We start from the raw sequence: 24,795 nt of genomic DNA, 5'->3' as shown, positions 1-24,795 counted from the left end.
CCTTATTTTTCCTCCAGCAGGTGAGTGTCGAAGTCGGTCCGCAGGGCGTCGATGCCTTCCAGGCGATCGGCCAGATCGGGGCTGCGCAGGGTCAGGCAGGCAATCAGCGCTTCAACCTGGGCCAGCGCCGGCACCATCGAGTCGAAAGCCGACGCCGATTCCACCGGTGCGCTGATGATCAGGTCGGCCACTTCCCGTAGCGGTGATGCATAGATGTCGGTGAACAGCACGACCCGCGCATGTCGGCTCTTCGCGGCATGGGCGACCCGCAAGGCCTGAGACTGGTAGCGGCGATAGTCGAACACCAGCACCACGTCCTGGCGCTGCACGTCGAACAACCGGTCCGGCAATTGCGCGTTGTCTTCCAGGGCGAAACAGCCGGGCCGCAACAGGCGCAGGTGATTGAGCAAATAGTTGGCGAGGAAACTGCTGAAGCGCCCGCCAAAGCAGTGGACCTGGTGGCGGGTGTCGAGCAGCCATTCGACCAGAATTCGTACATCTTCGGGTTGGGTCAGCGCCTGGGTTTCTACCAGTGCCCGATGGCTGTCCGCCAGATAGTGGCTCCACGGGTCATCTTTCTTGAGTTGGGCGCGGGGTTGCAACAGGCTGCTGGGGGAGCGCAAGCGGTGGTCCATGTCACTGAGCAAGGCTTCTTGAAAATCGGCGTAACCGCTGAAACCAAGCTTCTTTACCAGCCGCACGATGGTCGGATCGCTGACACCGGCATGTTCGGCCAAACGTGACATCGGCCCCAGTCCGTTACGCGGGTACTGGTCCAGCAAGGCACGTATGACTTTGCGATCCGACGGCGTGAAGTCCAGGCCGGGATCGGTGAGCAGGTCTCTGAGAGGGGGCATCCGGGCTCCTGCTGGATGGGTGTGTCGGTTTCATTTCATAAATCGCTAAAATAGTATTTGTGTAACGTGCGCTACATGTCTAGCGATTTTTCGCATGGATTTTCAAAGCACCAAAACAGAGCGAAACCCTCGTGTTCATTGGGCTACGTAGATGTCGATGGGGCTTGTAGGACATCGCCCATAGCGATGTGAGATATCGCCATTTCCCGGGGTGAATCAGAGGCCGTACCAGCTGCCAGCTCGCGAGGCTGCTACGAGATGCGTTCAGAGTGCGTTTCTTGCGGCACAATGAGCCAGTTGTTCATGGCAGCGTGCCGTTTTCCATCCCATTGATAGAGATTTCTTCCGTGCAGGCGACCCGCTTGACCCTGATTTGCCACGCTCGAACCGTCGCACAGAAATTGGCGCGTTTTCCTACAGATGAGCCATTGGAAATGGATTGGCAATCGGCGAAGGGGTCGCGCTGCAGTCAGTTCAAGCGAGCGCGACGGTTGCTCTGCGGCCCGGAGCTGCGGACCCGGCAAACGGCTGAGCTGTATGGCGAGAATGTGGACATTGTCGCGGCATTGAGGGATTGCGATTTCGGACGCTGGAAAGGCATGTCGATCGACGATCTGCAAAGATCCGAACCCGAGACGCTCCAGGCCTGGCTCAGTGACCCGACGTCGGCGCCCCACGGTGGAGAGTCGGTGGCACAACTCGCTGAGCGGGTGGCTGCGTGGTTGAGTACCCTTGAGGCGACGCCGGGGCATATCGTTGCCGTCACCCATCCTTTCGTCATTCGCGCCGCACTGATGCAGGTGTTGCAGGGCGCGGCATTCAACCAGATCGATGTCGAACCGTTGTCGGCCGTCGAGTTGCGATTCAACGGTCGCTGGCGGCTACGCTTGATGAACGCTGATCTTGAGGGGATGCGTTGATGAAAAAACTTCTGGTCATCGGTGTCGGCGCCGGCAACCCCGACTACATCACGATGCAGGCGGTGAAGGCACTGAACCGGGTCGACGTGTTTTTTCTCATGGACAAGGGCCAGAGCAAAGACAAACTGATCGACCTGCGCCGCGAGATCTGCGAGCGCTACATCACCGATCGCGACTACCGCTTCGTCGAAGCCCACAGCCCGGAGCGTGAGCGCGGCGATGTGGACTACAACGCCAGCGTCGAGGAACTGAACCGCGCCAAGCAGCAGACGTTCGAGCGGTTGATCAACGAGGAAATGACCGACGACCAGTGCGCCGGTTTTCTGGTGTGGGGCGATCCGGCGTTGTACGACAGCACCATTCGGATCCTGCAGGCGATTCTGGCGTCAGGTCGTTGTGTGTTCGAGTTCGAGGTGATCCCCGGGATCACCAGCGTGCAGGCGTTGGCGGCGCAACATAAGGTGCCGCTCAATCGCATCGGCCGCTCGATTGAAATAACCACCGGCCGACGGTTGGCGGCGGGGCAGGTGAGCGATGCCGACAGCCTGGTGGTGATGCTGGATGCGCAGGATGCCTACCATTGCGTGGCCGATCAGGAAACGGAGATTTACTGGGGGGCTTACCTGGGAACACCGGATGAAATCCTGATCAGCGGCCAGCTCAAGGATGTCGCGGATGAGATCGAGCGGGTGCGAAAGGCGGCGCGGCTGGCGAACGGGTGGATCATGGACACCTACCTGTTGCGCAAGCCTTGAACGCCGGCGCGGGGATCAGTGCTCTTTGGCTTTCCTGATTCTGATCAAAATGAACAGCAGGATGCACAGCGCGAGCGGGGTCATGGCCAGCATGGCGTCCCGCGCGGAAATGTCCGCGCCCAGGGTGTGCAGACCCGAGTAGAACAGCTTGAACAGGCTCAGCAAGTAATAGGTGATGGCGATAATCGACAAGCCTTCGACCGCGCGCTGGATTTTGATTTGGGTATCGGCGCGAGCGTTCAGGCTTTTCAGAATTTCCGAGTTTTGCTCTTCCATTTCGACCTGTACCCGCGCCTGCAACAGATCCCCGAGGTTGGCCACGCTTTTGGCCAGTTGCTCCAGGCGTTGTTCGGTGACGTCACAGTACCTGACGGTGGGTTTGAAGCGTCTTTCGATGAAGATACCCAGCCGCTGACAATCACCGACGTGAGTTTCCCTGAGTTCGCCCAGACGCTCGAAAACCAGCTGGGCATACGCTTGGGTGGCGCTGAAGCGGTGTCGGGTTTTCGCGGTGCTGCTGACCACTTGCGCCGACAGGCTGGCGATGTCGGTCAGCAGCTCTTTGGCATTGCCGGTATCGGGGCCAGCATTACGCTCCGAAAGGTTTACCAATGTCTTGTCGAAAACGTTGAGCTGAGCGCTCAAGGCTTTCGCCGTCGTGAGCGAAAGCGAAGCCATCATGCGGTAGGTTTCGATTTCCAGCAGGCGGCGGATCATCCGTCCCTGGCGATAGGCATTCAGGCGTTTATTGACGAACAGGAAACGGTTAGTGCCGTCCGCGCTCAGGCGAAAATCGCTCCAGACCGTCGCATCGCCCCCGCCTATGCAAGAGCCGCAAGGGTCTTTGAATCCATAAACAGACAGGTCGCCGGCAAAGGATGTGTCGTTGCGAACCACAATCTGCACCGCGTTGATCACGTGCTGCATGAAGGGTTCGACCCGGTCCATCAAGGCTTTGGGTGGCTGGCTCCAGAAAGGTTCGTGACTGGAAGAGGGCACCACCAGCGTCAGCGTCAGGAACTCGGCGTGCCGCTCCCACTTCAAGGCATGGCCTTGCAGCTCGGTGATGCCCTGGGCGGCTTGCGGGTCGACAGGGCCGGGGCAGCAGCGACTGAGCAGCGTGTCGCATTGCCCGTCATTGGCCAGAAACGCCAGATGAAACACCTGGGCGGGCTCGTCGAAATACAGGGACGGGCGCGCGTGCAGCTCGTTGTGCAGGGGCAGTCTTTGCGGGTGCATGCTATCGAGGCCATGTTGGAGTTGTTTGTTCTTGGGACTGGACGATGAATTCCCGGGTCACAAACAAAACCTGGTGATCGACCAATAATGCAGGAGCGAGCTTGCTCGCGAAGGCGGTGTTTCAGGCGACATCGATGTTGACTGTGCCGCCGCCTTCGCGGGCGAGCCCGCTCCTACAGTTTTTTTACGTACTCCTTAACGCACCGCTGTACAGAACGCGCGGATGGCTTTACAGGCCTGACGCAGTGACCCGTCGTCCAGCGCATACGCAATACGAATGTAGGGTCCGAGACCAAACGCACTGCCATGCACCACCGCCACATCCGCTTCATCGAGCAGTGCGTGGGCGACATCTTCGTCGGTGTGCAGCGTTCGACCGGCGGGCGAGGTGCGGCCGATCAGCCCGGCACAGGAGGCGAACGCATAGAATGCCCCCGCCGGGCTGACGCATTCCAACCCCGGAGTGTCGTTGAGCAGCTCCACCATCAAATCGCGACGGCCCTGAAAAGCGGCACGGCTTTGGCGGATGAAATCCTTCGGCCCTTCCAGCGCGGCGAGCGCGGCTTGCTGCGAGACAGAACTCGCACCGGAAGTCTGCTGGCCTTGCAGTTTTTCCATGGCCTCCAGCAACCAGCGCGGCCCGGTGGCAAAACCGATGCGCCAGCCGGTCATGGCGTAGGCCTTGGAAACACCGTTCATGGTCAGGGTGCGCGATGCCAGCCGTGGCTCCACCTGGGCCAGGGTATAGAACACCTGATCGTCGAAGATCAGGTGTTCATAGATGTCATCGGCCAGAATCAGTACGTGGGGATGATTCAGCAGTACAGCGGCCAGGGCACGGAGTTCCGGCTCGCTATACACCGCACCGGTCGGATTGGACGGCGAATTGAGGATCAACCAGCGCGTCTGCGGGGTGATCGCGGCGGCCAGCGCGGTGGGCGTCAGCTTGAATCCCGTACCGGCATCGCAGGTGACGATCCGCGCTTGACCGCCGCACAGTTGCACCATCTCCGGGTAACTGACCCAGTACGGCGCCGGCACGATGACCTGGTCACCCTCGTTGAGGGTGGCGGCCAGGGCGTTGTAGATCACCTGTTTGCCACCGTTGCACACCAACGTGTCTTGCCAGCTCACGTCCAGACCGTTTTCGCGACGGAACTTGGCCGCCACGGCTTCACGCAGCGAGCGCACGCCGGCGACCTGGGTGTAGCGGGTGTGGCCATGCTCGATGGCGTGAATGGCGGCTTCACGCACATGCCCGGGGGTATCGAAATCGGGTTCGCCGGCACACAGTGAAATGATCTTCGCCCCTTGTGCCCGGCGTTCCGCCACCCGGTCGATAATCCGGTAAGTCGCTGAGGGCTGTGCGCTGACCAGGCGTTGGTTCAGGCGCTGAATGTCGGTGCTCATGCCCGGGTTCTCCAGTCGGTCAGGTTCATCAGTTCCAGGGTCGAGCGGCCTTCGGTCAGCGCCTGCATCATCTGTGTTTCCTTGTTCGCGCGCGCCTCGCCTTCGGCCAGGGTACGTGCCACATCGGCCTTGGGAATGATGATCACGCCGTCATCGTCGGCCACCACCAGATCGCCCGGCGCCACGAAGGCACCGTTGAAATTGAACGGTTGCCCCACCGAAGGCGCGCTGGCCTTGACCGTGCCTTTGACCGAAACACCACGGGCAAACACCGGGAACTGGCGTTTCTTCAACGCCGCGATATCGCGTACGCCACCATCGATCACCAGCCCGACCACCCCAGCCGCTTCGGCCGCCACGGTCAGCACCTCACCCCAGTAACCGGCGATGAAACCACCCGTGCCCACGACCAGCACGCTGCCACGGGGCACGCGCTCCATGGCCAGGTGCAGAGCGAGGTTGTCGCCCGGCGAACATTCCAGCGGGTAGGCGGGGGCCGCGATGAAGGCGCCGTCCCAGATCGGGCGGATCGCACTGTCGACCGCGCAGGGCAGATGGGACGCTTCATACAGCGTCGAACTGCCCAGCACTTTGGCCCGTGCGCGAAAATCCGGGGGAAAGGGGAGCGTGCTCATCAGGCTTTCCTCTGCAGGTTGTGGTAACCCAGGGCGGCCCGGGCTTCTTTAAGGGTTTTGCCTTGGCTGATCAGGGCGCGAATGTCGGCTTCGACCGATTCGATCTGACGGGCACACGCCGCCACTTCAGCGGCACGGGCGCGCGGCACGATCACCACGCCGTTGGCGTCGGCGACCACGATGTCACGGGCGCAGACCCGCGTCGTACCGATCGACACCGGCTGGTTGACCGACTGCACCTGCACCCGGTCTTTGCCGGTGCGCATGAAGCGGCCCTTGCTGAAGATCGGGTAGCCATCGCCCAGTGCCTTGTTCACGTCACGACAAACACCGTCGATGACCGTGGCGGCGATCTGCCGGGTGCCGGCGTACTGGGTCATGATGTCGCCCCAGACCGTGCAGTCGGTGCGGCCGCCGTTGTCAATCACCACGACATCGCCGGGTGCCACGTCTTCAATGAAATCGCCCACCGTGCCCGGCGGCACACTGGCCGAGACGTACTGCACGGTGAACGCTGGGCCGACGACGACCTTGCGGTAATTGTCCAGCGGCGCCACATCGAGGCATTGCCCGGGCAGGCCGAGTTTGTCCAGGGCATCGGAGACGCCGGGGGTGTCCAGGCCTTCGAACAAGGCGACCAGGGTTTGATCTTCAAGATTCATCGGGCGTGCTCCACGTGGATCGCTTCGAACTGGGTGTCATGCATCACTTCGGCCACCGAGCGACCGCTGCGTACCGCCTCGACCATGCCGTCCTGGCGGCGGGCGATGCGCTCGCCGAGGTCGATCACTTTCTCGATGCAAGCCTGGGGCACGAACACGGTGCCGCAGGCATCGGCGATGACATAGTCGTCCTCGCTGACGTCGACACCGGCCACCTTGATCGTCACCGCCGCATCGATCTGCACCACCCGATTGCGTGCGCTGATCATGGTGACGCCACGCCCGTAAACCGGATAACCGATGGCTTCACTGCCGTCGATGTCGCGACTGAATCCGTCGATCACCGTGCCACGCACGTGCTTGCCGGCCGCGGCATTGGCGAGGATGTCGCCCCAGCAAGAGATACCTTCGCTACCGCCAGCGATCACCAGCACACGATCGTCGCTGTCGATCTGTTCAACCACCGGTGTGATCAGGTGCACGGTCGGTACGGTGTCGGATTTGGGCGCCAGCAACACGGTGCTGGCGCGGCCGACGATCTTCGGGCAGTTCCACAGCGGGCGTAGCCCTACCGTGGCACCCGGTAGGCCGAGGAAGTCGAGTGCGTCGGAAACCGTATTGGTGTCCAGCGCCGCCAAGCGATCCAGCAAATTTTTATCGATCATGGGAGAGCCCCTGGGGTGTCGGAGGCGCCCAGTGTCGGCGAGACGGTTTGATAGGTATATTACGAATAACAGAAGCGTTAGATACGTTAAACCTATGGATTAGCCATGATCAATTTCCGTCTGATTCGTCACCTCTGGTTGTTCCTGGCCGTAGCCGAAGAACAGAATTTCGGCCGCGCCGCCAAGCGCCTGGGGATGTCCCAGCCACCGCTGAGCGAACAGATTCAGGTGTTGGAACAGGCACTCAAGGTCACGCTGTTCGAGCGCTCGCGACGCGGCGCAAAGCTGACCCCTGTGGGCGCGGCGATCCTGCCGGCCGTGCGTAAATTCGCCGAGCAACTGGAGCGCTTGGAACTGGCGGTGGAAGAGGCAGTGGCGGGTCAGTCGGGGATGTTAACCATCGGCGCGATTTCCACGGCGATGTTCGATGTGTTGCCGGGGTTGATCGAGCAACTGAAGATCGAATACCCGCACCTCACCGTGTCCGTGCGCGAGATCGACAGCGTCGAAGCCGTACCTGCGCTGGAAGCCGGGGACATCGACCTGGCCTTCGCCCGCCTGGACGGCGACCTGGGGCCTGCGATCAAGTCGCTGCCGCTGACCGAGGATCGTCTGGTCGTGGCCCTGGCCAGCGATCATCCATTGGCTTCGCGCAAGCGCATCAGCCTGTCGAGCCTGGCCACCGAGCCCTTGGTGATGTTTTCCCGAAAGGTCAGCCCGGTGTATTTCGACAACCTGATCGCGACCTGCCGCGCCAGCGGTTTTTCCCCGCGGGTGCTGCATGAAGTGCGCTCCGTCGCCTCGCAAATCGCTTTCGTCAGTTGTGGCCAAGGCATCGCCCTGGTGCCGGCCTCGCTGAAAAAACTGGCCCCCGACAATGTGGTGTTGCGACCGTTGAGCCAGCCACTCAATGTGGTGACCACCGCGGTGGCCTGGAATGCCGATCGGCCTAATCCGCTGGTGGAGGAGGTGGTCGCCCGGCTACGCGATGGCGTTTGATAGGTTTGACCTATGACCGTGTTCCCGAATGAGGAATTTACACAAGGCCCGATCCCCTTGAAATTGTCGGCCCTGCCGGCGGCAACTCCGGCCCGACGGCCATCTTTTCGTTCAAGGAGTCTATCCTGTGTCCAAACCCTTTACTCAAGCGCACATTCCTCTGATCGTGGAGGGTATCGATCTGAACATCGCCACCCTTCATCGCGACGGTGCCCTGGCGCCAATTGTGTTCCTGCATGGGTTTGGCTCGACCAAGGAAGACTACGCCGACATCGCGCAGCAAGCCGCCTTCACCGGTCATCCCTTCGTCGCCTATGACGCACCGGGTTGCGGGGAAAGCCAGTGCAGCGACCTGTCGCGGATTTCCATTCCCTTACTGCTGAAGGCCGCGTTAAAGGTGCTGGAGCATTTTGGTATCGAGCGCTTCCATCTGGTCGGCCATTCCATGGGCGGACTGACCGCGCTGATGCTGGCGCATCACTACCCGGACCGGGTGCTCAGTTTCGTCGACATCGAGGGCAATATCGCCCCGGAGGACTGTTTCCTGAGCCGACAGATCGTCGATTACCCGGCGGACGATCCCGAGGAGTTTTTCGCCGCCTTCATCGAACGGGCCCGGCACGCCCCGGCGTACGCCAGCGCGCTCTATGCCGCCAGCTTGCGGCACAAGGTGCGCGCGGGCGCGGTGCGCGGGATTTTCGAGTCAATGGTCGATCTTTCCGACAATGCCGACCTGATGGGCAAGTTTCTTGGCCTGCCATGCCCGCGCATGTTCATGTACGGCGAGCAAAATGCCTCACTGTCCTATTTGCCGCACATTCAGGCTGAAGGCGTGCGGTTGGCGCCGATTGCGCAGTGCGGGCATTTCCCCATGTATTCCAACCCGATCGCGATGTGGCAACAGATCGCCGATTTCCAGGCTGACAGCCCACGCCAATGAGCCCGATGGGAGATGCACGGCACCGTTGTGAACTATTCTTTTTCAAGTGGCACTTTCAATGCCGAGGAGTCAGCTCATGAGCCAGTATCAACGGTTATTACTGATCATCAATCCGCTCCTGCGCCATTCTCCTGCGATGAACCATGCCGCTGCCGTGGCCAAGGCCAGCGGGGCGAGCTTGCATATTGCTGCGCTGATCCCTTCGTTGAACATTCTGTCGTTGCTTGAAGAAGGCGACCGGAAACAGGCGCGGGCGAGTTACCTGCAGGAACACCGCGACTGGCTCGAGGAGCAGGCGCAAAAGATACAGGGCAGAGGGGTCGAGGTGACTACCGAAGTCGCCTGGGCCGACAACATGCGCCGGGACATCCTTGAACACGTCACGCAAATGCAGCCCGATCTGCTGATCAAGCAAGTCGAGCATGAGCCAATGCTCAAGCGCGCGTTCTTTACGCCGCTGGACTGGCGTTTGTTGCGCCATTGTCCGGTGCCGGTTTATCTGGTGGGGGCTCAAAGCCATGCCTTGCCGCAGAAGGTGGTGGCCGCGGTTGACGTTGCTGATACCGAGCCTTCGAACAGCGAGCTCAATGATCGGATCATCCTGCAGGCGTCGAGCCTTGCACTGCAATGCAATGCCGAGTTGCATCTACTGCACGCCTGTGACATTTCGGCAGCTTTTCTGGCGGATATGGATGGCGGTCTGATGCTCGCGGAGCTGACCCAGGAATTGCGCAGCGACCTGGAGACGTCTTTTCTCAAGCTGGCTGGTCGGTTCGGTGTGCCCCCTGACTGTCGGCATTTCGTCATGGGGCAACCGGTTTCGGTGCTGAGCGAGTTTGCCTACGAGCATCAAATGGATGTGATCGTGATGGGCAGAGCTCAATACAGTGGTCTGGAGAGGCTGCTGGGCAGCACGACCGAGCATATTCTGTATCAGGTGCCTTGCAGCATTCTGGCGGTGTAGTTGCGAGCATCCTTGACGAAATGGGCTCGCCCGTTTTTTGGGGCTCCCGCCCCAGGGAGGTTTTCAAAATGACTCATAGTCCGTCATTGCAAACCATCTTGCATGACCGGGTCGATGCCGGCCGCAGCCTGGTGGAGCCGTTGCTTAAATACGCTAAAAGAGCCGATGTCATCGTCCTTGCCTTACCCCGTGGCGGCGTGCCGGTCGCCTATGAAGTGGCCACAGCCCTGGAGGTTCGCCTGGACCTGATGCTGGTCCGCAAACTGGGGGTGCCGTCCCACCAGGAGTTCGCCATGGGCGCCATCGCCAGCGGCGGCATCCAGATTGTGAATGACGATGCGCTGCGGGCTAACGGTATCGATCAACGCACGCTCGATGGCGTGGTTGCACGGGAAACCCGGGAATTGTTGCGTCGCGAGCAGGTATACCGGGCGTCCCGTGCGCCTGTGGCGCTCAAGGATCAGGTGGTGATCCTGATCGATGACGGGCTGGCGACAGGAGCCACGATGATGGCGGCGATACAGTCCGTGCGCCTGCAAGCGCCGTCGCGCATCGTCGTTGCCGTGCCGGTGGCCCCCCTTGAGACGGCAGAGGCGCTGCGCGACGAAGTGGACGAACTGATTTGCCCGCTGATCCCTGACTGGCTGATATCGATCGGCCATTGGTACACGGACTTTTCTCAGACATCGGACGAAGAAGTCATCGATCTTTTGCATCGGGCCTGGCAGAGAGAATCAGCGATGAAATGAGGCAAACTGCTGGCCCCCCGATCTCCGGTTCGTTGTCAAACTTGCTTTCTTTTCAGCAGGTTAGGCATTGGCGATATGCGGACTTTGGTAGGGATGGCTGCAACGTTTGTCCTGGTGGCTATCTCGCTTGGGGCTCAGGCCAAGGAACTGAGCAAGAACGCTCGCTATGTATGCAGCTGGGGTTCGGAAATTGCCGAGGGCGCGCAAGCCTCGAAACTTTCCGGGCTCACGCTTTATGGGGCACGCAAGAAGCTGCAATCGCGCAAATTTCCCCGGCCGTGGATGCGCATGACGGCCATGGGAATTACGGAGCAAACCTATAACAGCTCTTCGCGTCTCAAGCCGGCCGGCATCAGGCAAACGTATTACGAGCAATGCATCCGGCATGAGTTGGCGCAACGGTAGACCGCCGCCACGATTGGGCGCTAAACCGGTCGGGACCCTTTCTCCTCCGACGCCTGGCGAAACCGTTGCTCGATGGCCTGCGCAAACGGATAGAACGAAAACCAGGGCCGGGCTTCATCGATCACCCTCAGGACTGACGGTCTCTGTATCAACCTTTCAAAATAGGCGCTCAAGTGGCTGCAGTCGTCGGGAAACGGCACAAGCGTGCAGGCATAGAAGAGCGCCGGAGCGGCAGCGCAATCGGCCAGGCTGAAGTCCGGGCTGGCCGCCCAGATTCTGGACGCCATCCGGTGATCGAGCATGCGGTACGCCGTCGCAAGCGTAGACCGTTCTCCCGTCAAATCACCGTTGGTCGCGTATAGGCGATCACTGACAATCCGCTGGATCGGCGTTTGTAGATAATTGTCGAAGAAACGGTCCCATAACCGCACCTCCAGTGCGGTCTCCCAATCGTCTGGAACCAGGCGTCGTTCACCTGGATACAGGCGATCCAGGTACTCGATGATGACACTGGACTCCGGCAGATCACGTTGGCGAGCAGGGTCGCGAAGTACCGGGAACTTTCCGATTGGCCACAATGCCTGAAGTTCTGCACGGTCGGCAGCGTCCGCAAGATCGATGATCCTTCTGTCGAACTCGATCCCGTTCTCGTAGAGTGCGACGAGTACTTTATGGCAGTACGATGACAGCGGATGGTAGTAAAGCGTCAGCGACATTTTTTAACTCCTCGTTGGACTTGAGGGGGGGGAGCGCAAGGCTCAAACGCAGACGGCGATAACCCTGTACGGATGACGATGGGTCAATGAACCCGCTTAGGCGGGTGTTGGCGAAGCGTCTGGGCAGCCATTTTCAAGCTTTTCGACCTTGCGCATGGAGAAATCCCTGCTTAACTGGAAACCGCTGGTCGGGTTGTGACTTATTAGTCATGGCGTTCATCTCAGCGCCCTTGTACCGTTGTCGCTGGTTCGCGCTGTCAGGCTTGCCCGGAGGACGCCGGACGGTCGATCGAGCTGTGTGTCTGGTCCAAATTGTTCAAGGAATAGAATGAAATGATGCCGATAACTGCCATCGTCGAGATTGGTAAGAAGTACAAGGTTTATACCGAGCACTATCTCAACGCCGCCGCTGACAAGACCATCATTCTGGTCAATGGCTCGCTGGCAACGACCGCATCCTTTGCACAAACGGTGCGTTACCTGCGGCCACGCTTCAATGTGGTCCTCTACGATCAGCCCTACGCCGGTCAATCGAAACAACACAACCGGCACGACCAACCGATCCGCAAGGAAGACGAGGCCGAAATACTGCTGGAGTTGATCGAGCACTTTCGCGCGCACCATGTGCTGTCCTTTTCCTGGGGCGGTGCAGCGACCCTGGTGGCGCTGGCCCAGCGGCCACGCCGGATCGAAAAGGCGGTGATCAGTTCATTCGCTGCGCGGATCAACACGCCGATGCGCGATTATCTGGAGAGCGGTCGGGACTTTCTCCACGCGTGCGATCGGCGCAATGTCGGGCGTTTGATCAACGGCACGATCGGCAAGCACCTGCCATCGCTGTTCAAGCGTTTCAACGAACGCCATGTCAGCAGCCTGGACGAACACGAATACCAGCAGATGCATTTTCACGTCAATGAAGTGCTGACCCAGGACACCCACTGCTACGTTTCCTGTGCTGATGCCATCGAAGTCCCGCTGCTGTTCATCAACGGTGATCGGGATGAGTACACCTCGGTGGAAGACGCCCGCCTTTTTGCGCGTCATACCCGTCAGGCTCAGTTTCAAACCATCAAGAACGCCGGACACTTCCTCGACATGGAACACCCGACAGCCTGGCATGACACCCAACAGGCCTTGCTGGGATTTCTGCAGCCGGTGGTCGTAAGGACGCCAAGCCAGCCCCGTAGCCTGGCTTTGAGTGGCAAATCATCGGTGATCCCGCCGCTTCAGTCAGGTAATTGGCTGCGGCTTTAGCTGACGCAACAACTCGATCTGATCGGCAGGGACCAGCGTGCGCAGGGCTTTATACAGTGCGCGGGTCTCTAGCAGGTTCCATACCCGCAGCATGGTTTCCAGGGCGTCCAATGGTTTGCTGATAAAGTCTTTGGCGCCCAGCGCCAGCGCGCGCAGCCGGGTATCGCGGGTGGCGTCAGCGGTGAGCACGAGGATCGGCAGGTATTCGCCGGCCGGGATGCGCCGGTTGAGCTGTTCAAGCACGGCAAAGCCATCGAACTCCGGCATGTGCAGGTCGAGAATGACCAGGTCAGGCTCGAAGCTGTTGAACAGGTCCAGGGTTCGCAACGGTTGGGTGCTGCTCAGTACATTGCTCAGCCCTTCACGGACAAGTAATTGCTCCATCAAATCGAGGTTGGGCCGTTGGTCATCGATGATCAGAATACGCAGGTCGGTGTTCACACGGGCTCCGGTAGGTGCTGGTCAAGGTGGGCGAGGAATGAGGGAATGTGAATCGGCTTGGTCAGCACCGCGGTCGCTCCCGCCTCCAGCAAGGCCAGGTGAGTGAGGTCGCTGGCATCGGCGGTGATCATCAGCACGGGCGTGGCACGGGTGCTGGGGGACTGACGCAAGCGTTGCAGGACGTTGAAGCCGTCAAGGTCCGGGAGCGCCACATCCAGCAAAATCAGCTGCGGTGCATGTTGCCGGGCCAGGTCCAGGCCCATTTGCCCTTGCATGCTTGAGAGCAACTGGATGTGCGGTCGCCGTTGCAGCAGGGTTTCGATCAGGGCCAGGCTCGACAGATTGTCTTCGATGCACAGCACTTTGCCCTGGTAATCGGGGGCGGCGAGGGCGGGCCTTGCCGCTGGGTGGCTGATTCGTGCAGCAGGTGACTCGGCGGCTGGCTGCAGGCGCACGAAGGGCAACTCCAGGGTGAAGCTGGAGCCTTCGCCCGGCTGGCTTTTGACCGTCAGGCTGCCGTTCATCATTTCCAGCAGACTCTTGCTCAAGGCCAGCCCCAGGCCGGTGCCTTCCACGTTCGGATCGGTCTCCAGGCGCTCGAACGGCTTGAACAGTTGATCCAGTCGATCGGCCACAATGCCCTTGCCGGTATCGCAGACCGACACGGCAATTCGCTGTTGATGAACCCTGACCTCAATGTGCACCTGGCCCTGGGGGCGGTTGTATTTGATCGCGTTGGACAACAGGTTGAGCAGCACCTGAACCAGGCGTTGCCGATCGGCGACGATCCCGTTGTCGGCGGCCAGCATCGGCAACTCGACCAGCTGAATGCCGGCGTCGCACGCCATGGGAGACACCAGCGTCAGGGCTTCTTGCAGCACCACCGCCAGGGGCACCGCTTCTACATTCAGCGGCAGGCGCCCGGCTTCGATCTTGGCGATGTCCAGCACTTCGTTGATCAGGGTCAGCAGGTGTTGCCCGGCCCGCAGGATATGACCGATCTGCGCCCGTTGCCCCTTGGGTGAGTCCATGTCCAGCAGTTGCGCAAAGCCGAGAATGGAGTTGAGCGGCGTGCGCAGTTCATGGCTCATGCGCGACAGGAATTCGCTTTTGGCGCGGCTGGCGCGCTCCGCTTCTTCCCGTGCGGTACTCAGGGCGATCTCGGCGGCACGGCGATCGGTGATGTCGCGGGTGATCTTGGAGAAGCCACGCAGGGCGCCACTGCTGTCGTACTGCGCGGTAATCACCACACTGGCCCAGAAGCGGCTGCCATCCTTACGACAGCGCCAGGCCTCTTCCATGTAATGACCATTGCGAGTGGCCTCGCGCAGCGCCATGTCGGGATGTTGCGGGCACTCCTGCGATAAATAAAACACGGAGAAATGCTGACCCACGATCTCCTGTTCGGTGTAACCCTTGATCCGTTCGGCGCCGGCATTCCAACTGGTGACGACGCCCCGCGTATCGAGGGCGAAAATGCCGTAGTCCTTCACCCCGTCGATGATCAGCCGCAGGCGTTCTTCGTTGTCGCGCAAGGCCCGTTCACGTTCGGCCAGCAGCAGCCCGGCTTCGACCAGACGCGTGCCCAATTGACCTATCTCATCGTTTTCCGGCGGTTGCGGCAACAACGGCTGACCGAGTGCCAGCCGTTGGGCGTTGCCCTGGACCTGTTTCACCCGGGCGACGATGCCCTTGGACAGGAACAGCACCGCGACAATGGCGCCAAACAGCCCGCAAACGGCGGCCAGCAGGGTGGAGAACAACAGCCGTTGTCGAGTGGAGGCCGCCGCCGCTGTACGCTCGGCCAGCAGGGTGTCCTCAAGGGTGCGCATGGCGCTGATGCGTTCGCGCAGTTCGTCGAGGACGTGCTTGTTGTTGATCAGGATGGTGGTGATCGACTCAGGGGTTGCGTTGCGATCATCGAGCAGTTCAACCAGACCCTCGACCTTGGTGTCGATCAGCGGTGTGATCGCCTCCAGATGTTTGCGCACCCGCTCATCGCGAACGTTGCGGTCGAGCCGTTGCAGAGCCGATTCGATCAAGGGCTTGGCTTGTCGGTAGCCTGGCAGGAAATCCTCGCGGTGGGTCAGCAGATAGCCGCGCACACTGGCAGCGGCCTCGGCGAGCAGGGTGTGCACCGCTTGAATGTCGCCTTGCACCAGCAGCACACGGCGTACGTCTTCTTCCGCGCGAGCGGTCTGGCGCTCGGTGATATAGATCAGCACCAGCGAGAGCAGCAGAATCACCAACGGCAGGGAAATCACCACGAGGGCTTTGCCGCGTAACGGCAGATCGGCCCAGCGGCGGGCGCTTGAACCTTTCATGACTGGGTCACCAGGCCCAACGCGATGCCGCGCACAGCGGCCTGGGTGCGGTCGGCGGCGCCGAGTTTGCCGATGACCCGTTCCACATGAGCTTTAGCCGTGCCGGTGGTGATGCCGAGATTTTCGCCGATTGCACGGTTGCTCATGCCACTGGCCACCAGCCCCAGCACCTGGCGTTCCCGTGGGGTCAAGGTGACGGGGGCGGCGCCGCTGGCGTTGCGCTCGGTCAGGCGGCGCAGCAGCTGCGCACTGACTGAACTGTTGAGGGCTTGCTCGCCGGCGGCGACACGTTGCAAGGCGTCGATTACCTCATGGCGGCTGGCATCCTTGAGCAGATAGCCCACGGCGCCCGCGTTCATGGCGGCTTCAAGGTGATCGGGGCTGTCGTCCATGGTGAACATCATCACTTTCAGGCTCGGCAGGCGCTCTTGAAGCAGGCGTGCCGCGCCCAGCCCGTTGAGCACCGGCATGCGGATGTCGAGAATGACGATGTCGGGCAAAAGCCGTTCACATAAATCCAGTGCTTCCTGGCCATTGCACGCCTGGCCGACCACTTCGAATTGCGTCAGGCCGGCGAGCAACGAGACGAAGCCGGTGCGCGTGACTTCATGATCGTCCGCGACCACCAGTCGTATAGCGTCAGTCATTGAGCTGTTCCATTGAGGCCAGAGGGACGGTGGCGTGCAGTTGCGTGCCGCCGTGCGCCTGGCTGAGGCAAGTGAACTCGCCGCCCAGCAGGCTCGCGCGCTCCTGCATCGCGGCAAGCCCCAGATGCCGGGCGCCGCAGGTGTCGAGTGGTTGCTCCATGGCAAAGCCTTTGCCGTTGTCGTCCACCCGCAGCGAGGCTTGTCCTTCGAGCAGTTCCAGCGCCAGGACGACGTGGCTGGCTTGCGCATGTTTGAGGATGTTGTTGATGGCTTCCTGGGCAATCCTGAACAGGGCGATCTCCACGTGACTGGGCAAGCGAGCTTCGCAACGCGCATTCCAGTTCACTTTGATCCCGGCGTCGCGCAGGCGATCCGCTTCTTTGTCGACGGCCTTGAGCAAGCCAAAATCGTCGAGTACCGTCGGGCGCAGGCCGCTGATCAATTGTCGGCCTTCACCCACGCAATGCTGGGCCAGTGCCAGAATCGTCTGTAAGTCCGCGCCGAGTTCCTCGGGCAGTGGCGGGCAACGACCGGCAAAACCTTGCAGGCGCTGATGCAGCCCGGCGAGTGTTTGTGCCAGGCCGTCGTGCAGGTCGTAAGCCATGCGTTTGCGTTCGTCTTCCTGGGCCCGAAACAGCCTGTGCACCAGATCGGACATGGTGCGCTCGCGGGCCACCAGTGCGTCCAGCAGGCGCTGGTTCTCCAGGTGTGCGGCCAGCAGGGTGGCGAGCAATTGCAGGGACTCGAGGTCCTCGGTGTCCGGCGCGTTGATGCTGACGCTGTTGGCCAGCACCAACGCACCGAAGGCCGCGCCATCGCCACCGCGCAAAGGCACCCGCAGCACGTTGGGCAAGACCGCGCTTGGCTGTTCCTGCCAGTGCGGGGTGCACATCGCGGTATCGGCGAGGCGTTCCAGGCTGTGCAAACGATCACGGTTGCCGTGACTGGCGGTGGTCCGGACTTGCGCATCCACGTCCCATTCCAGCAGCAGTGCATGGTCCATCGCCAGGAAGGCGCAGGCCCGTTGTAACACGCGTTGACGCATGGCCTCGGGATCCAGTTGCGTCAGTTCCTGACCGGTATCCACCAACAGCCGCAGCCGCGCGGCGCGACTTTGCGATTGCCGATACTGGGTGCGAATGGCCAGGGCGCTGCCGGGGTCATGATCAGGTTTTTGCATGGGAGGGTTCCGGCGCTGGCACGCCCGTTCGGGCGGGGGCGTCATTAAACCTTGTTAACGGGGCAGGGCGCTATCTGCCGAATGGCATAGGCAAATGGCTCCGGTTGGCCGATGGCGGGCGGTGTTACGGACGGCACAGTGTGCCCATCGACCACCATTGGAATAGCGCAATGAAATTCAAGACCTCAGCCATCGCCCTGTTTTTCGCCCTGAGCGCCCCGTTGGCCCAGGCACTGGAGGCAGTGCCTTACGTTTACAGCAGCGTGGTGCAGCAGCCAGTTGATGCGAAGGAACGCGAAATCGCCGCCCTGTTTGACCATTGGAACAGCGCGTTGAAGAGTGGCAACGTTCAGAGCGTGGTCGACCTGTATGCATCGAACGCCGTGCTGCAACCGACGGTTTCCAATCAAGTACGCACCACGCCGGCGCAGATCAAGGACTACTTCGATCACTTCATGGCGCTCAAGCCGGTGGGCCAGATCAACTTCCGTGAGATCCGCCCACTGGGTGCCAACGTGGCCATGGACAGTGGCGTCTACACCTTTACCCTGACCGACGCCGACGGCAAGACCCGTCAAGTGCAGGCGCGCTACACCTTCGTTTATGAGCAAGTGGGCGGTCAGTGGAAGATTCTCAATCACCACTCTTCGGCGATGCCGCAAGCGCAGGTGCTGCACGCCGGGAAATAAACAAAGGAAGTGCAAGACCGGCCCGGCCCACTGTAGGAGCGAGCGGTGCGGCGATCCGACTTGCCCGCGAAGGCGTTCTCAAGTACGCCAAAAGCTTCGCGGGCAAGCCTCGCTCCTACAGGTTGATCTGCCCCCCAAAAGTTGGGCACCAATCCTAATTTTGGGGTCAGATCAATGCTCAGTTCAACGCCAGGTCGTCCACAGGCTGCTGCCCGCGGGCCTGCGCGGCGCGCTGCAACCGGCTGGCGATCAGGGTGTTCTTCAGCAGATAGGCAATGGTCATTGGTCCGACGCCGCCGGGAACCGGGGTGATCGCACGGGCGACGGTGCGCGCGCTGGCGTAGTCGACATCGCCCACCAGACGCTCGCCCGACTCGTCGGCGATGCGGTTGATGCCGACATCGATCACCACCGCGCCGGGTTTGAGCCAACTGGCGTCGATCAACCCCGGCCGACCCACCGCCGCGACCACGATATCGGCCAACCGGCACAACGCCGGGGCATCGACGCTGCGCGAATGCACCACGCTGACCGAGCAGTTGGCCTGCAACAGCAAGGTCGCCATCGGCTTGCCGACAATGTTCGAACGGCCCACGACCACTGCGTGCAAGCCGCTCAAGTCATCACCGCAGGTTTCGTGCAGCAGGCGCATGCAGCCGCTGGGCGTGCATGGGGTCAGAACCTCGATGCCTTGCACCAGCCCGCCGACGTTTTCCCGATGAAAACCGTCCACGTCCTTGATCGGGTCGATGGCATGAATCACCGCCTGTTCATCGATAGGAGCGGGCAAGGGCAGTTGCACGAGAATGCCGTTCACCGAGGGATCGGCATTGAGTTGCGCAATCAGTTCCAGTACCTGGGCCTGACTGGCGGTTTCCGGCAGGCGGTGTTCAAGGGAACGGATACCGACTTCCTTGGCCCGTAGCAGTTTATTGCGCACATAAACGTGGCTGGCCGGGTCGTCGCCGACCAACACGACCGCCAGGGCGGGATAGATCTGTTGGCCGGCCAGGGCCAGAACCTCATCCCGAACTTCGTCGAGGACTTTGGCAGAAATGGCTTTGCCGTCGATGTCGCGGGCAAATGCAGGGGTGTTACTGATCAAAAGAGTCACCGTGTCTTGATTGAATGGGGGGTGAAGTGATCATCGAGGTGTCTTCGCGCGGATGATCCATCAGAGACATGCAGGCAAGGGTCCTCAGATTATCAGGTGAGGGCAGGCGAATACGATAAAAGATCGCAGCCTTCGGCCCTCCTACAGCGATCGCATTTGATCCTCCTTGCGGGTCAAGATCAGACTCAACACCACCGAAACCAGAATCACCCCGCCAACAATGGCCAGCGACCATTCAACCGGCATTTGAAGCCACGGCATTAGCGTCATCTTGGCGCCGATGAACACCAGCACGATCGCCAAGCCGTATTTGAGCAGGTGGAAGCGGTCAGCCATGTCGGCCAGCAGGAAGTACAGCGCCCGCAGGCCCATGATCGCGAAGATGTTCGACGTGAACACAATGAACGGATCGGTGGTGATGGCGAAGATCGCCGGGATGCTGTCGACCGCAAAGATCAGGTCGCTGGCCTCGATCAGCACCAGCACCAGAAACATTGGCGTCGCCCAGCGCCGACCGTCTTGCATCACAAAAAAGTGTTCGCCATGAAGTCCGCTGGTGACGCGCAGATGGCCGTGTATCCAGTGCAACAAGGGGTTTTTATCAAGGTCAGGCCGCTGATGGGCGAATATCAGCATCTTGATCCCGGTGATGATCAGGAACACACCGAATACATACAGCAGCCACACAAACTGCGACACCAACCACACGCCGGCGAAAATCATCGCCCCACGCATCACAATTGCCCCGAGCACACCGTACAGCAACACCCGGCGCTGCAACTCCGGCGGCACGGCGAAGTAGCCGAAAATCATCACGAAGATGAACATGTTGTCGATCGACAGTGACTGCTCGATCAGGTAGCCCGTGAGGAATTCGAGGATTTTGCGCTGGGCGATCTCAGGTCCGAACTCGCCATTCAAATACCACCAGAGCAATCCCGCGAAGGTCAGCGTTAGCGCGCACCACGCAACCACCCAGCACGACGCCTCGCGCACCGATACCCGATGCGCCTTGCGCCCACCGAGGACAAACAGATCCACGGCCAGCATGGCAAGAACGAAGACGATGAAGGCGAACCACATCCAGGGTTCACCGATGTTCATGGGCCGCATGTCGTTCTCCCTGTCTCGATGTGTTCTGGAGCCGACAGGGTCATGCTAGCGGGGAGATTGCGGCGAAGAAAAATCGAATATTCTTTACCAACATTTCGTTATTTACGAAGTGTTGCTGTTCTTTCATTCATTGAGGTGCATGCACTTTTATGAAGCTCACCGCAGGTGGCCTGCACTATGCCAAGGCAAAAACCGAATCGTCCCGAGCCTCAATGATTCGCAAGGGAAATCACGTTAAGCCCCGCTAGATCCCCACCGATAAGACCTTTTCAAGACGCCGATCCGCAACTGGCACAAACGCTGCATGACATCGATCAAGGTCCACGCAGTGGGCCGCCCCGTCGATCAACGAAGATCGACCGGCCGAGCAGGTCGTGGGCAACATCGGTGGATCCGGCGAAGGCGCCAGGTCAACACCGCGAAGAACAGGCAAAGACGCCTGAAACCGAGAGGTTTCAGGCGTTTTTTTTTGCTTTTTTAACCGTGATTGGCTTTGGCTGGGTGCTTACTATGAATTCCAATGTTGCCGCATTGAACAAACTGCAAACGCTGATCGTGATCGGCAATGGCATGGTCGGACATCATTGTGTCGAGCAGCTCATCGAGCGCGGCGCCCTCGACCACTACCGCCTGCATGTCTTCAGCGAAGAGCCGATGCGTGCCTACGACCGCGTGCATCTGTCCGAGTATTTCGGTGGTCGCGATGCCGAGTCGCTGGCCTTGGGCGAAGCCTCTCTGTACCAGACGCCGGGCGTCACCCTGCATCTGGGCGTGCCGGTGCTGGAGATCGACCGCGCACGGCGTCAGGTGATCACCGCACAAGGTTGCGTCGCCTACGACAAACTGGTGCTGGCCACCGGCTCTTATCCTTTCGTGCCGCCCATTGAAGGTGCTGAAGGTGATTCGCGCCTGGTGTATCGCACCCTTGAAGACCTCGACGCCATTCGTGCCGCGGCGGCCAATGCCCGGCGTGGCGTGGTGGTTGGCGGTGGGCTGCTCGGCCTGGAAGCGGCCAACGCCCTGAAAAGCCTGGGGCTGGAAGCCCATGTGGTGGAATTCGCCCCGCGCCTGATGCCGGTGCAGCTGGACGAGCAGGGTGGCCTGGCGCTCAAGGCGCAAATCGAGCGACTCGGCGTGGGCGTGCACTTGTCCCGTGGCACGCAGTCGATCAGTGCCGGCGAGCAGTACCGTTACCGGATGAATTTTGCCAACGACGAATTTCTCGAAGCCGACCTGATCGTGTTCTCCGCCGGCATCCGCCCGCAAGATGCGCTGGCCCGCCAATGCGCGCTGGACATCGGTCCTCGTGGCGGCGTGGTGATCGACGACCAGTGCCTGACCAGCGATCCGAGCATCTACGCCATCGGCGAGTGTGCTGCCTGGAATGGCAGCCTCTTCGGCCTGGTCGCCCCTGGTTACCAGATGGCCCGTGGTGTGGCGTCCCTGCTGTGCAATCAAGCCGCCGAGCCGTTCCAGGGCGCCGACATGTCGACCAAGCTCAAACTGCTCGGCGTCGACGTCGGTTCCATCGGCGACGCTCATGCCCAGACACCGGGTGCGCGCAGTTATCAGTTCATCGACGAAGCGACGGCCAGCTACCGTCGTCTGGTGGTGGACGCCGACAGCAAACGCGTGCTCGGCGCAGTGCTGGTTGGCGACAACAGCTATTACGACACCCTGCTGCAATACATGCAGAACGGCATTGCCTTGCCGTCGGAACCGGCCAGCCTGATTCTGCCATCGTCCGCCGGCGCGCCAACCCTGGGCCCGGGCGCGTTGCCCGAGTCGGCAACGGTGTGCTCATGCCATAACGTCACCAAGGGTTCGATCTGCTCGGCCATCGACGGCGGCTGCACCGACCTGGGCCTGCTCAAGTCGCAGACCAAGGCCTGCACCGGTTGCGGCGGTTGCGCGGGGCTGCTCAAGCAAGTGTTCGAGCATGAGCTGATTGCCCGTGGCGTCAGCGTCGACAAGAGCCTGTGCGAACACTTCGCCTATACCCGTCAGGAGCTATATGCACTGGTGCGGGTAGAAGGGGTGATCACTTTCGAAGAACTGCTGGCCAAGCATGGCCGTGGTCACACCGGTTGCGATGTGTGCAAACCGGCGGTGGGCTCGATCCTCGCCTCATGCTGGAACCAGCCGATCATGGACGCCTCGCTGGTGCCGTTGCAGGACACCAACGACACCTTCATGGCCAACATGCAGAAAAATGGCACCTATTCGGTGGTGCCACGCATCGCCGGGGGCGAGATCACGGCCGACAAGCTGATCGCGATCGGCGTGGTGGCGAAGAAATACGACCTCTACACCAAAATCACCGGCGGCCAGCGGATCGACCTGTTCGGCGCGCAATTGCATCAGCTGCCGGACATCTGGTCCGAGCTGATCGAGGCTGGTTTCGAAACCGGGCACGCCTACGGCAAATCGACCCGCACCGTGAAGTCTTGCGTGGGCAGTACCTGGTGCCGTTATGGTGTGCAGGACAGCGTGAAAATGGCCCTGACCCTGGAGGATCGCTACAAAGGCCTGCGCTCGCCGCACAAGCTCAAGTTCGCGGTGTCTGGCTGCACCCGTGAATGTGCCGAGGCGCAGAGTAAGGATGTGGGCGTGATCGCCACCGAGAATGGCTGGAACCTCTACGTGGCCGGCAACGGCGGCATGCGCCCGCGCCACGCCGAACTGTTCGCCACCGACCTGGACGATGCAACCCTGATCCGTTACATCGACCGGTTCCTGATGTTCTACATCCGCACCGCCGACAAATTGCAGCGCACCTCGGTCTGGCGTGAAAGCCTGGAAGGCGGTCTGGATTACCTCAAGGACGTGATCATCAACGACAGCCTGGGGCTTGGCGAGGAACTCGAGTCGCAGATGCAACTGGTGGTCAACCGCTACGAATGCGAATGGGCCAACGCCCTCAAAGACCCGGAAAAACTCAAGCGTTTCCGCACTTTCGTCAACGATCAACGCCCGGATCCGGACATCCACTTTGTTCAGGAACGCGGTCAACGCCGGCCGATCATGGCCGCCGAACTCAACCTTATCCCTGTCACCGAGGAGAATGCCTGATGAGCCAGTCCACTACCCAGCGTGTCGATGCCCTGGCCACCGCGGCCCATGCCCAGGCCTGGCAGGCGGTGTGCAGCCAGCAGGATCTGGTCAGCAACTCCGGCGTTGTCGTCTGGCTCGACGGCGCCCAGGTGGCGCTGTTCTACCTGCCGCAGGCTGAAGGCCGCACCCTTTACGCCATCGACAACCATGATCCGCAATCCGGCGCGAACGTCATCGGCCGCGGCTTGATCGGTAGCCTCAAGGGCGATTTGGTGGTGGCTTCGCCGATCTACAAGCAACATTTCCGTCTGGAGGATGGCAGTTGCCTGGAGTACCCGGAGCAGCGCCTGCGGGTCTGGCCGGTGCGCCTGAACGCCGGCGTCGTGGAAGTCGCGGCGGCTTGACCGCCGCCCTGAACCGTATCGGAGAACGTGGATGAAAACAGCCGCACAGTTGCTGAAACTGAAAGTCGTGCAAAACCAGCAGGTGCATAGCATTGCACCGGACGAGATGGTTCTCGACGCCTTGAAAATGATGGCCGAAAAGAACGTCGGCGCGCTGCCCGTGATCGAAGAAGGGCAGGTGATCGGCGTCATCAGCGAGCGCGACTATGCGCGCAAAGTGGTGCTGCAGGGGCGTTCTTCGGTCGGCACGCCGGTGCGCGACATCATGAGCGCACCGGTGGTGACCGCCGACAGCTTGCAGAGCATCGAGCGCTGCATGGAGGTGATGACCGACAGTCATTTGCGCCATCTGCCGGTGCTGGAGGGCGGTGAATTGATCGGGCTGCTGTCGATCGGCGATCTGGTCAAGGAAGCCATCGTCGAGCAGGCCGATTTGATTCGGCAACTGGAGCACTACATTCGCGGGCACTGAGGACGTCGGGCCGACGTCGCTCACCGGCCGTGCAGGCGTGTCAGCGAGCGAAGGCCTGATAACGGCTGTCGGGAGGGCCGAGGTTTTCTTGAGTTGAATAAAGGCACTCGATAACGCATCCGGAATTATTTTCCTCCAGTTCTTGACATGCCTTTCGAACCAGTCCAGAATTGCGTCCATTCCTGAT

At 60.8% G+C, this 24,795-nt stretch carries 25 protein-coding genes; 12 read left to right on the top strand and 13 right to left on the bottom strand.

Features of this window, described 5'->3' with window-relative positions:
- Positions 1–2 precede the first annotated feature (2 nt).
- A complete protein-coding gene (locus HCU66_RS09945) occupies positions 3–857 on the bottom strand; it encodes a MurR/RpiR family transcriptional regulator (protein ID WP_205888317.1) in 855 nt (284 codons plus the stop codon).
- A gap of 347 nt (positions 858–1,204) precedes the next feature.
- Between HCU66_RS09945 and HCU66_RS09940 the strand changes: the two genes are divergently transcribed.
- Both HCU66_RS09940 and cobF read left to right on the top strand, forming a co-directional pair.
- Positions 1,205–1,777, top strand: a complete 573-nt coding sequence (locus HCU66_RS09940; RefSeq protein WP_205888316.1) for a histidine phosphatase family protein — start codon at positions 1,205–1,207, stop codon at positions 1,775–1,777.
- Positions 1,777–2,532, top strand: coding sequence for a precorrin-6A synthase (deacetylating) (gene cobF, locus HCU66_RS09935; RefSeq protein WP_205888315.1), 756 nt, complete (start codon positions 1,777–1,779; stop codon positions 2,530–2,532). The genes HCU66_RS09940 and cobF overlap by 1 nt, the downstream gene beginning before the upstream one ends.
- A gap of 15 nt (positions 2,533–2,547) precedes the next feature.
- On the opposite strand, the gene HCU66_RS09930 is transcribed toward cobF, so the two are convergent.
- The 5 genes from HCU66_RS09930 to HCU66_RS09910 form a co-directional block, all read right to left on the bottom strand.
- On the bottom strand, positions 2,548–3,771 hold the full coding sequence (locus HCU66_RS09930) for a DUF3422 domain-containing protein (RefSeq protein ID WP_205888314.1): 1,224 nt from the start codon (positions 3,769–3,771) through the stop codon (positions 2,548–2,550).
- A 195-nt stretch (positions 3,772–3,966) separates the two neighbouring features.
- Positions 3,967–5,181 (bottom strand): pyridoxal phosphate-dependent aminotransferase, encoded by a 1,215-nt coding sequence (locus tag HCU66_RS09925; RefSeq protein ID WP_205888313.1) that lies wholly within the window; start codon positions 5,179–5,181, stop codon positions 3,967–3,969.
- A complete protein-coding gene (locus tag HCU66_RS09920; RefSeq protein WP_205888312.1) occupies positions 5,178–5,816 on the bottom strand; it encodes an RraA family protein in 639 nt (212 codons plus the stop codon). Before HCU66_RS09920 ends, HCU66_RS09925 begins: the two co-directional genes overlap by 4 nt.
- Positions 5,816–6,478, bottom strand: a complete 663-nt coding sequence (locus HCU66_RS09915; protein ID WP_205888311.1) for an RraA family protein — start codon at positions 6,476–6,478, stop codon at positions 5,816–5,818. Before HCU66_RS09915 ends, HCU66_RS09920 begins: the two co-directional genes overlap by 1 nt.
- Positions 6,475–7,143 carry an RraA family protein gene (locus tag HCU66_RS09910; protein WP_205888310.1) on the bottom strand — a complete coding sequence of 223 codons (669 nt, stop codon included), beginning with the start codon at positions 7,141–7,143 and terminating at the stop codon, positions 6,475–6,477. The genes HCU66_RS09915 and HCU66_RS09910 overlap by 4 nt, the downstream gene beginning before the upstream one ends.
- A gap of 105 nt (positions 7,144–7,248) precedes the next feature.
- Between HCU66_RS09910 and HCU66_RS09905 the strand changes: the two genes are divergently transcribed.
- From HCU66_RS09905 to HCU66_RS09885, 5 genes are all read left to right on the top strand, one after another.
- Positions 7,249–8,142, top strand: coding sequence for a LysR family transcriptional regulator (locus HCU66_RS09905; protein ID WP_205888309.1), 894 nt, complete (start codon positions 7,249–7,251; stop codon positions 8,140–8,142).
- Positions 8,143–8,269: 127 nt separating this feature from the next.
- Entirely contained in the window at positions 8,270–9,082 is an 813-nt protein-coding gene (locus tag HCU66_RS09900) for an alpha/beta fold hydrolase (protein WP_205888308.1), read from the top strand.
- Positions 9,083–9,158: 76 nt separating this feature from the next.
- Complete coding sequence (locus HCU66_RS09895) at positions 9,159–10,046, top strand: universal stress protein (protein WP_205888307.1); 888 nt, start codon at positions 9,159–9,161, stop codon at positions 10,044–10,046.
- Between the two features lie 68 nt (positions 10,047–10,114).
- Positions 10,115–10,795, top strand: coding sequence for a phosphoribosyltransferase (locus tag HCU66_RS09890; protein WP_205888306.1), 681 nt, complete (start codon positions 10,115–10,117; stop codon positions 10,793–10,795).
- Between the two features lie 75 nt (positions 10,796–10,870).
- Positions 10,871–11,200, top strand: a complete 330-nt coding sequence (locus HCU66_RS09885; protein WP_205888305.1) for a hypothetical protein — start codon at positions 10,871–10,873, stop codon at positions 11,198–11,200.
- A 20-nt stretch (positions 11,201–11,220) separates the two neighbouring features.
- Here the strand turns inward: HCU66_RS09885 and HCU66_RS09880 are convergent, their stop codons facing one another.
- The gene (locus HCU66_RS09880; RefSeq protein ID WP_205888304.1) at positions 11,221–11,916 is read right to left on the bottom strand and encodes a glutathione S-transferase family protein; all 696 of its coding nucleotides are present in this window, start codon (positions 11,914–11,916) and stop codon (positions 11,221–11,223) included.
- Between the two features lie 333 nt (positions 11,917–12,249).
- Between HCU66_RS09880 and HCU66_RS09875 the strand changes: the two genes are divergently transcribed.
- Complete coding sequence (locus HCU66_RS09875; protein WP_205888303.1) at positions 12,250–13,170, top strand: alpha/beta fold hydrolase; 921 nt, start codon at positions 12,250–12,252, stop codon at positions 13,168–13,170.
- Here the strand turns inward: HCU66_RS09875 and HCU66_RS09870 are convergent.
- From HCU66_RS09870 to HCU66_RS09855, 4 genes are read right to left on the bottom strand one after another with little or no spacing between them, the layout of a single operon-like run.
- Positions 13,147–13,611 (bottom strand): response regulator, encoded by a 465-nt coding sequence (locus HCU66_RS09870; RefSeq protein WP_205888302.1) that lies wholly within the window; start codon positions 13,609–13,611, stop codon positions 13,147–13,149. The genes HCU66_RS09875 and HCU66_RS09870 overlap by 24 nt on opposite strands.
- Complete coding sequence (locus tag HCU66_RS09865) at positions 13,608–15,935, bottom strand: ATP-binding protein (RefSeq protein WP_205888301.1); 2,328 nt, start codon at positions 15,933–15,935, stop codon at positions 13,608–13,610. Before HCU66_RS09865 ends, HCU66_RS09870 begins: the two co-directional genes overlap by 4 nt.
- Positions 15,932–16,582 carry a response regulator gene (locus tag HCU66_RS09860; protein ID WP_205888300.1) on the bottom strand — a complete coding sequence of 217 codons (651 nt, stop codon included), beginning with the start codon at positions 16,580–16,582 and terminating at the stop codon, positions 15,932–15,934. The genes HCU66_RS09865 and HCU66_RS09860 overlap by 4 nt, the downstream gene beginning before the upstream one ends.
- Positions 16,575–17,762 (bottom strand): sensor histidine kinase, encoded by a 1,188-nt coding sequence (locus HCU66_RS09855; RefSeq protein ID WP_205888299.1) that lies wholly within the window; start codon positions 17,760–17,762, stop codon positions 16,575–16,577. Before HCU66_RS09855 ends, HCU66_RS09860 begins: the two co-directional genes overlap by 8 nt.
- Positions 17,763–17,932: 170 nt before the next feature.
- Between HCU66_RS09855 and HCU66_RS09850 the strand changes: the two genes are divergently transcribed.
- Complete coding sequence (locus tag HCU66_RS09850) at positions 17,933–18,451, top strand: SgcJ/EcaC family oxidoreductase (protein ID WP_205888298.1); 519 nt, start codon at positions 17,933–17,935, stop codon at positions 18,449–18,451.
- Between the two features lie 178 nt (positions 18,452–18,629).
- Here HCU66_RS09850 and HCU66_RS09845 read toward each other — a convergent pair whose 3' ends face one another.
- The gene (locus HCU66_RS09845) at positions 18,630–19,556 is read right to left on the bottom strand and encodes a bifunctional 5,10-methylenetetrahydrofolate dehydrogenase/5,10-methenyltetrahydrofolate cyclohydrolase (protein WP_205888297.1); all 927 of its coding nucleotides are present in this window, start codon (positions 19,554–19,556) and stop codon (positions 18,630–18,632) included.
- A 150-nt stretch (positions 19,557–19,706) separates the two neighbouring features.
- Complete coding sequence (locus HCU66_RS09840) at positions 19,707–20,678, bottom strand: TerC family protein (protein ID WP_277397056.1); 972 nt, start codon at positions 20,676–20,678, stop codon at positions 19,707–19,709.
- Between the two features lie 510 nt (positions 20,679–21,188).
- Here HCU66_RS09840 and nirB point away from each other — a divergent pair.
- Genes nirB through HCU66_RS09825 form a run of 3 tightly spaced genes read left to right on the top strand, consistent with a single transcriptional unit; the run spans position 21,189 to position 24,608 of the window.
- Positions 21,189–23,750 carry a nitrite reductase large subunit NirB gene (gene nirB / locus HCU66_RS09835; protein ID WP_205888296.1) on the top strand — a complete coding sequence of 854 codons (2,562 nt, stop codon included), beginning with the start codon at positions 21,189–21,191 and terminating at the stop codon, positions 23,748–23,750.
- Entirely contained in the window at positions 23,750–24,136 is a 387-nt protein-coding gene (nirD, locus tag HCU66_RS09830) for a nitrite reductase small subunit NirD (RefSeq protein WP_205888295.1), read from the top strand. The genes nirB and nirD overlap by 1 nt, the downstream gene beginning before the upstream one ends.
- A 31-nt stretch (positions 24,137–24,167) precedes the next feature.
- Positions 24,168–24,608, top strand: coding sequence for a CBS domain-containing protein (locus tag HCU66_RS09825; RefSeq protein ID WP_205888294.1), 441 nt, complete (start codon positions 24,168–24,170; stop codon positions 24,606–24,608).
- Positions 24,609–24,795: the final 187 nt, after the last annotated feature.

The organism is Pseudomonas frederiksbergensis, from assembly GCF_017114915.1.
In the GTDB taxonomy this organism is placed as follows: Bacteria; Pseudomonadota; Gammaproteobacteria; order Pseudomonadales; family Pseudomonadaceae; genus Aquipseudomonas; species Aquipseudomonas frederiksbergensis_I.
The sequence above is the reverse complement of the archived record's forward strand: the minus strand, read 5'-3'. Positions and strand labels throughout refer to the sequence as shown.

Bases quoted from the DNA above. Each gene is read 5' to 3' on its own strand.
- HCU66_RS09945 (WP_205888317.1), bottom strand. From the start codon at position 857: ATGCCCCCTCTCAGAGACCTGCTCACCGATCCCGGCCTGGACTTCACG.
- cobF (WP_205888315.1), top strand. From the start codon at position 1,777: ATGAAAAAACTTCTGGTCATCGGTGTCGGCGCCGGCAACCCCGACTAC.
- HCU66_RS09930 (WP_205888314.1), bottom strand. From the start codon at position 3,771: ATGCACCCGCAAAGACTGCCCCTGCACAACGAGCTGCACGCGCGCCCG.
- HCU66_RS09925 (WP_205888313.1), bottom strand. From the start codon at position 5,181: ATGAGCACCGACATTCAGCGCCTGAACCAACGCCTGGTCAGCGCACAG.
- HCU66_RS09920 (WP_205888312.1), bottom strand. From the start codon at position 5,816: ATGAGCACGCTCCCCTTTCCCCCGGATTTTCGCGCACGGGCCAAAGTG.
- HCU66_RS09915 (WP_205888311.1), bottom strand. From the start codon at position 6,478: ATGAATCTTGAAGATCAAACCCTGGTCGCCTTGTTCGAAGGCCTGGAC.
- HCU66_RS09910 (WP_205888310.1), bottom strand. From the start codon at position 7,143: ATGATCGATAAAAATTTGCTGGATCGCTTGGCGGCGCTGGACACCAAT.
- HCU66_RS09905 (WP_205888309.1), top strand. From the start codon at position 7,249: ATGATCAATTTCCGTCTGATTCGTCACCTCTGGTTGTTCCTGGCCGTA.
- HCU66_RS09895 (WP_205888307.1), top strand. From the start codon at position 9,159: ATGAGCCAGTATCAACGGTTATTACTGATCATCAATCCGCTCCTGCGC.
- HCU66_RS09890 (WP_205888306.1), top strand. From the start codon at position 10,115: ATGACTCATAGTCCGTCATTGCAAACCATCTTGCATGACCGGGTCGAT.
- HCU66_RS09885 (WP_205888305.1), top strand. From the start codon at position 10,871: ATGCGGACTTTGGTAGGGATGGCTGCAACGTTTGTCCTGGTGGCTATC.
- HCU66_RS09880 (WP_205888304.1), bottom strand. From the start codon at position 11,916: ATGTCGCTGACGCTTTACTACCATCCGCTGTCATCGTACTGCCATAAA.
- HCU66_RS09875 (WP_205888303.1), top strand. From the start codon at position 12,250: ATGATGCCGATAACTGCCATCGTCGAGATTGGTAAGAAGTACAAGGTT.
- HCU66_RS09865 (WP_205888301.1), bottom strand. From the start codon at position 15,935: ATGAAAGGTTCAAGCGCCCGCCGCTGGGCCGATCTGCCGTTACGCGGC.
- HCU66_RS09860 (WP_205888300.1), bottom strand. From the start codon at position 16,582: ATGACTGACGCTATACGACTGGTGGTCGCGGACGATCATGAAGTCACG.
- HCU66_RS09855 (WP_205888299.1), bottom strand. From the start codon at position 17,762: ATGCAAAAACCTGATCATGACCCCGGCAGCGCCCTGGCCATTCGCACC.
- HCU66_RS09850 (WP_205888298.1), top strand. From the start codon at position 17,933: ATGAAATTCAAGACCTCAGCCATCGCCCTGTTTTTCGCCCTGAGCGCC.
- HCU66_RS09840 (WP_277397056.1), bottom strand. From the start codon at position 20,678: ATGCGGCCCATGAACATCGGTGAACCCTGGATGTGGTTCGCCTTCATC.
- nirB (WP_205888296.1), top strand. From the start codon at position 21,189: ATGAATTCCAATGTTGCCGCATTGAACAAACTGCAAACGCTGATCGTG.
- nirD (WP_205888295.1), top strand. From the start codon at position 23,750: ATGAGCCAGTCCACTACCCAGCGTGTCGATGCCCTGGCCACCGCGGCC.
- HCU66_RS09825 (WP_205888294.1), top strand. From the start codon at position 24,168: ATGAAAACAGCCGCACAGTTGCTGAAACTGAAAGTCGTGCAAAACCAG.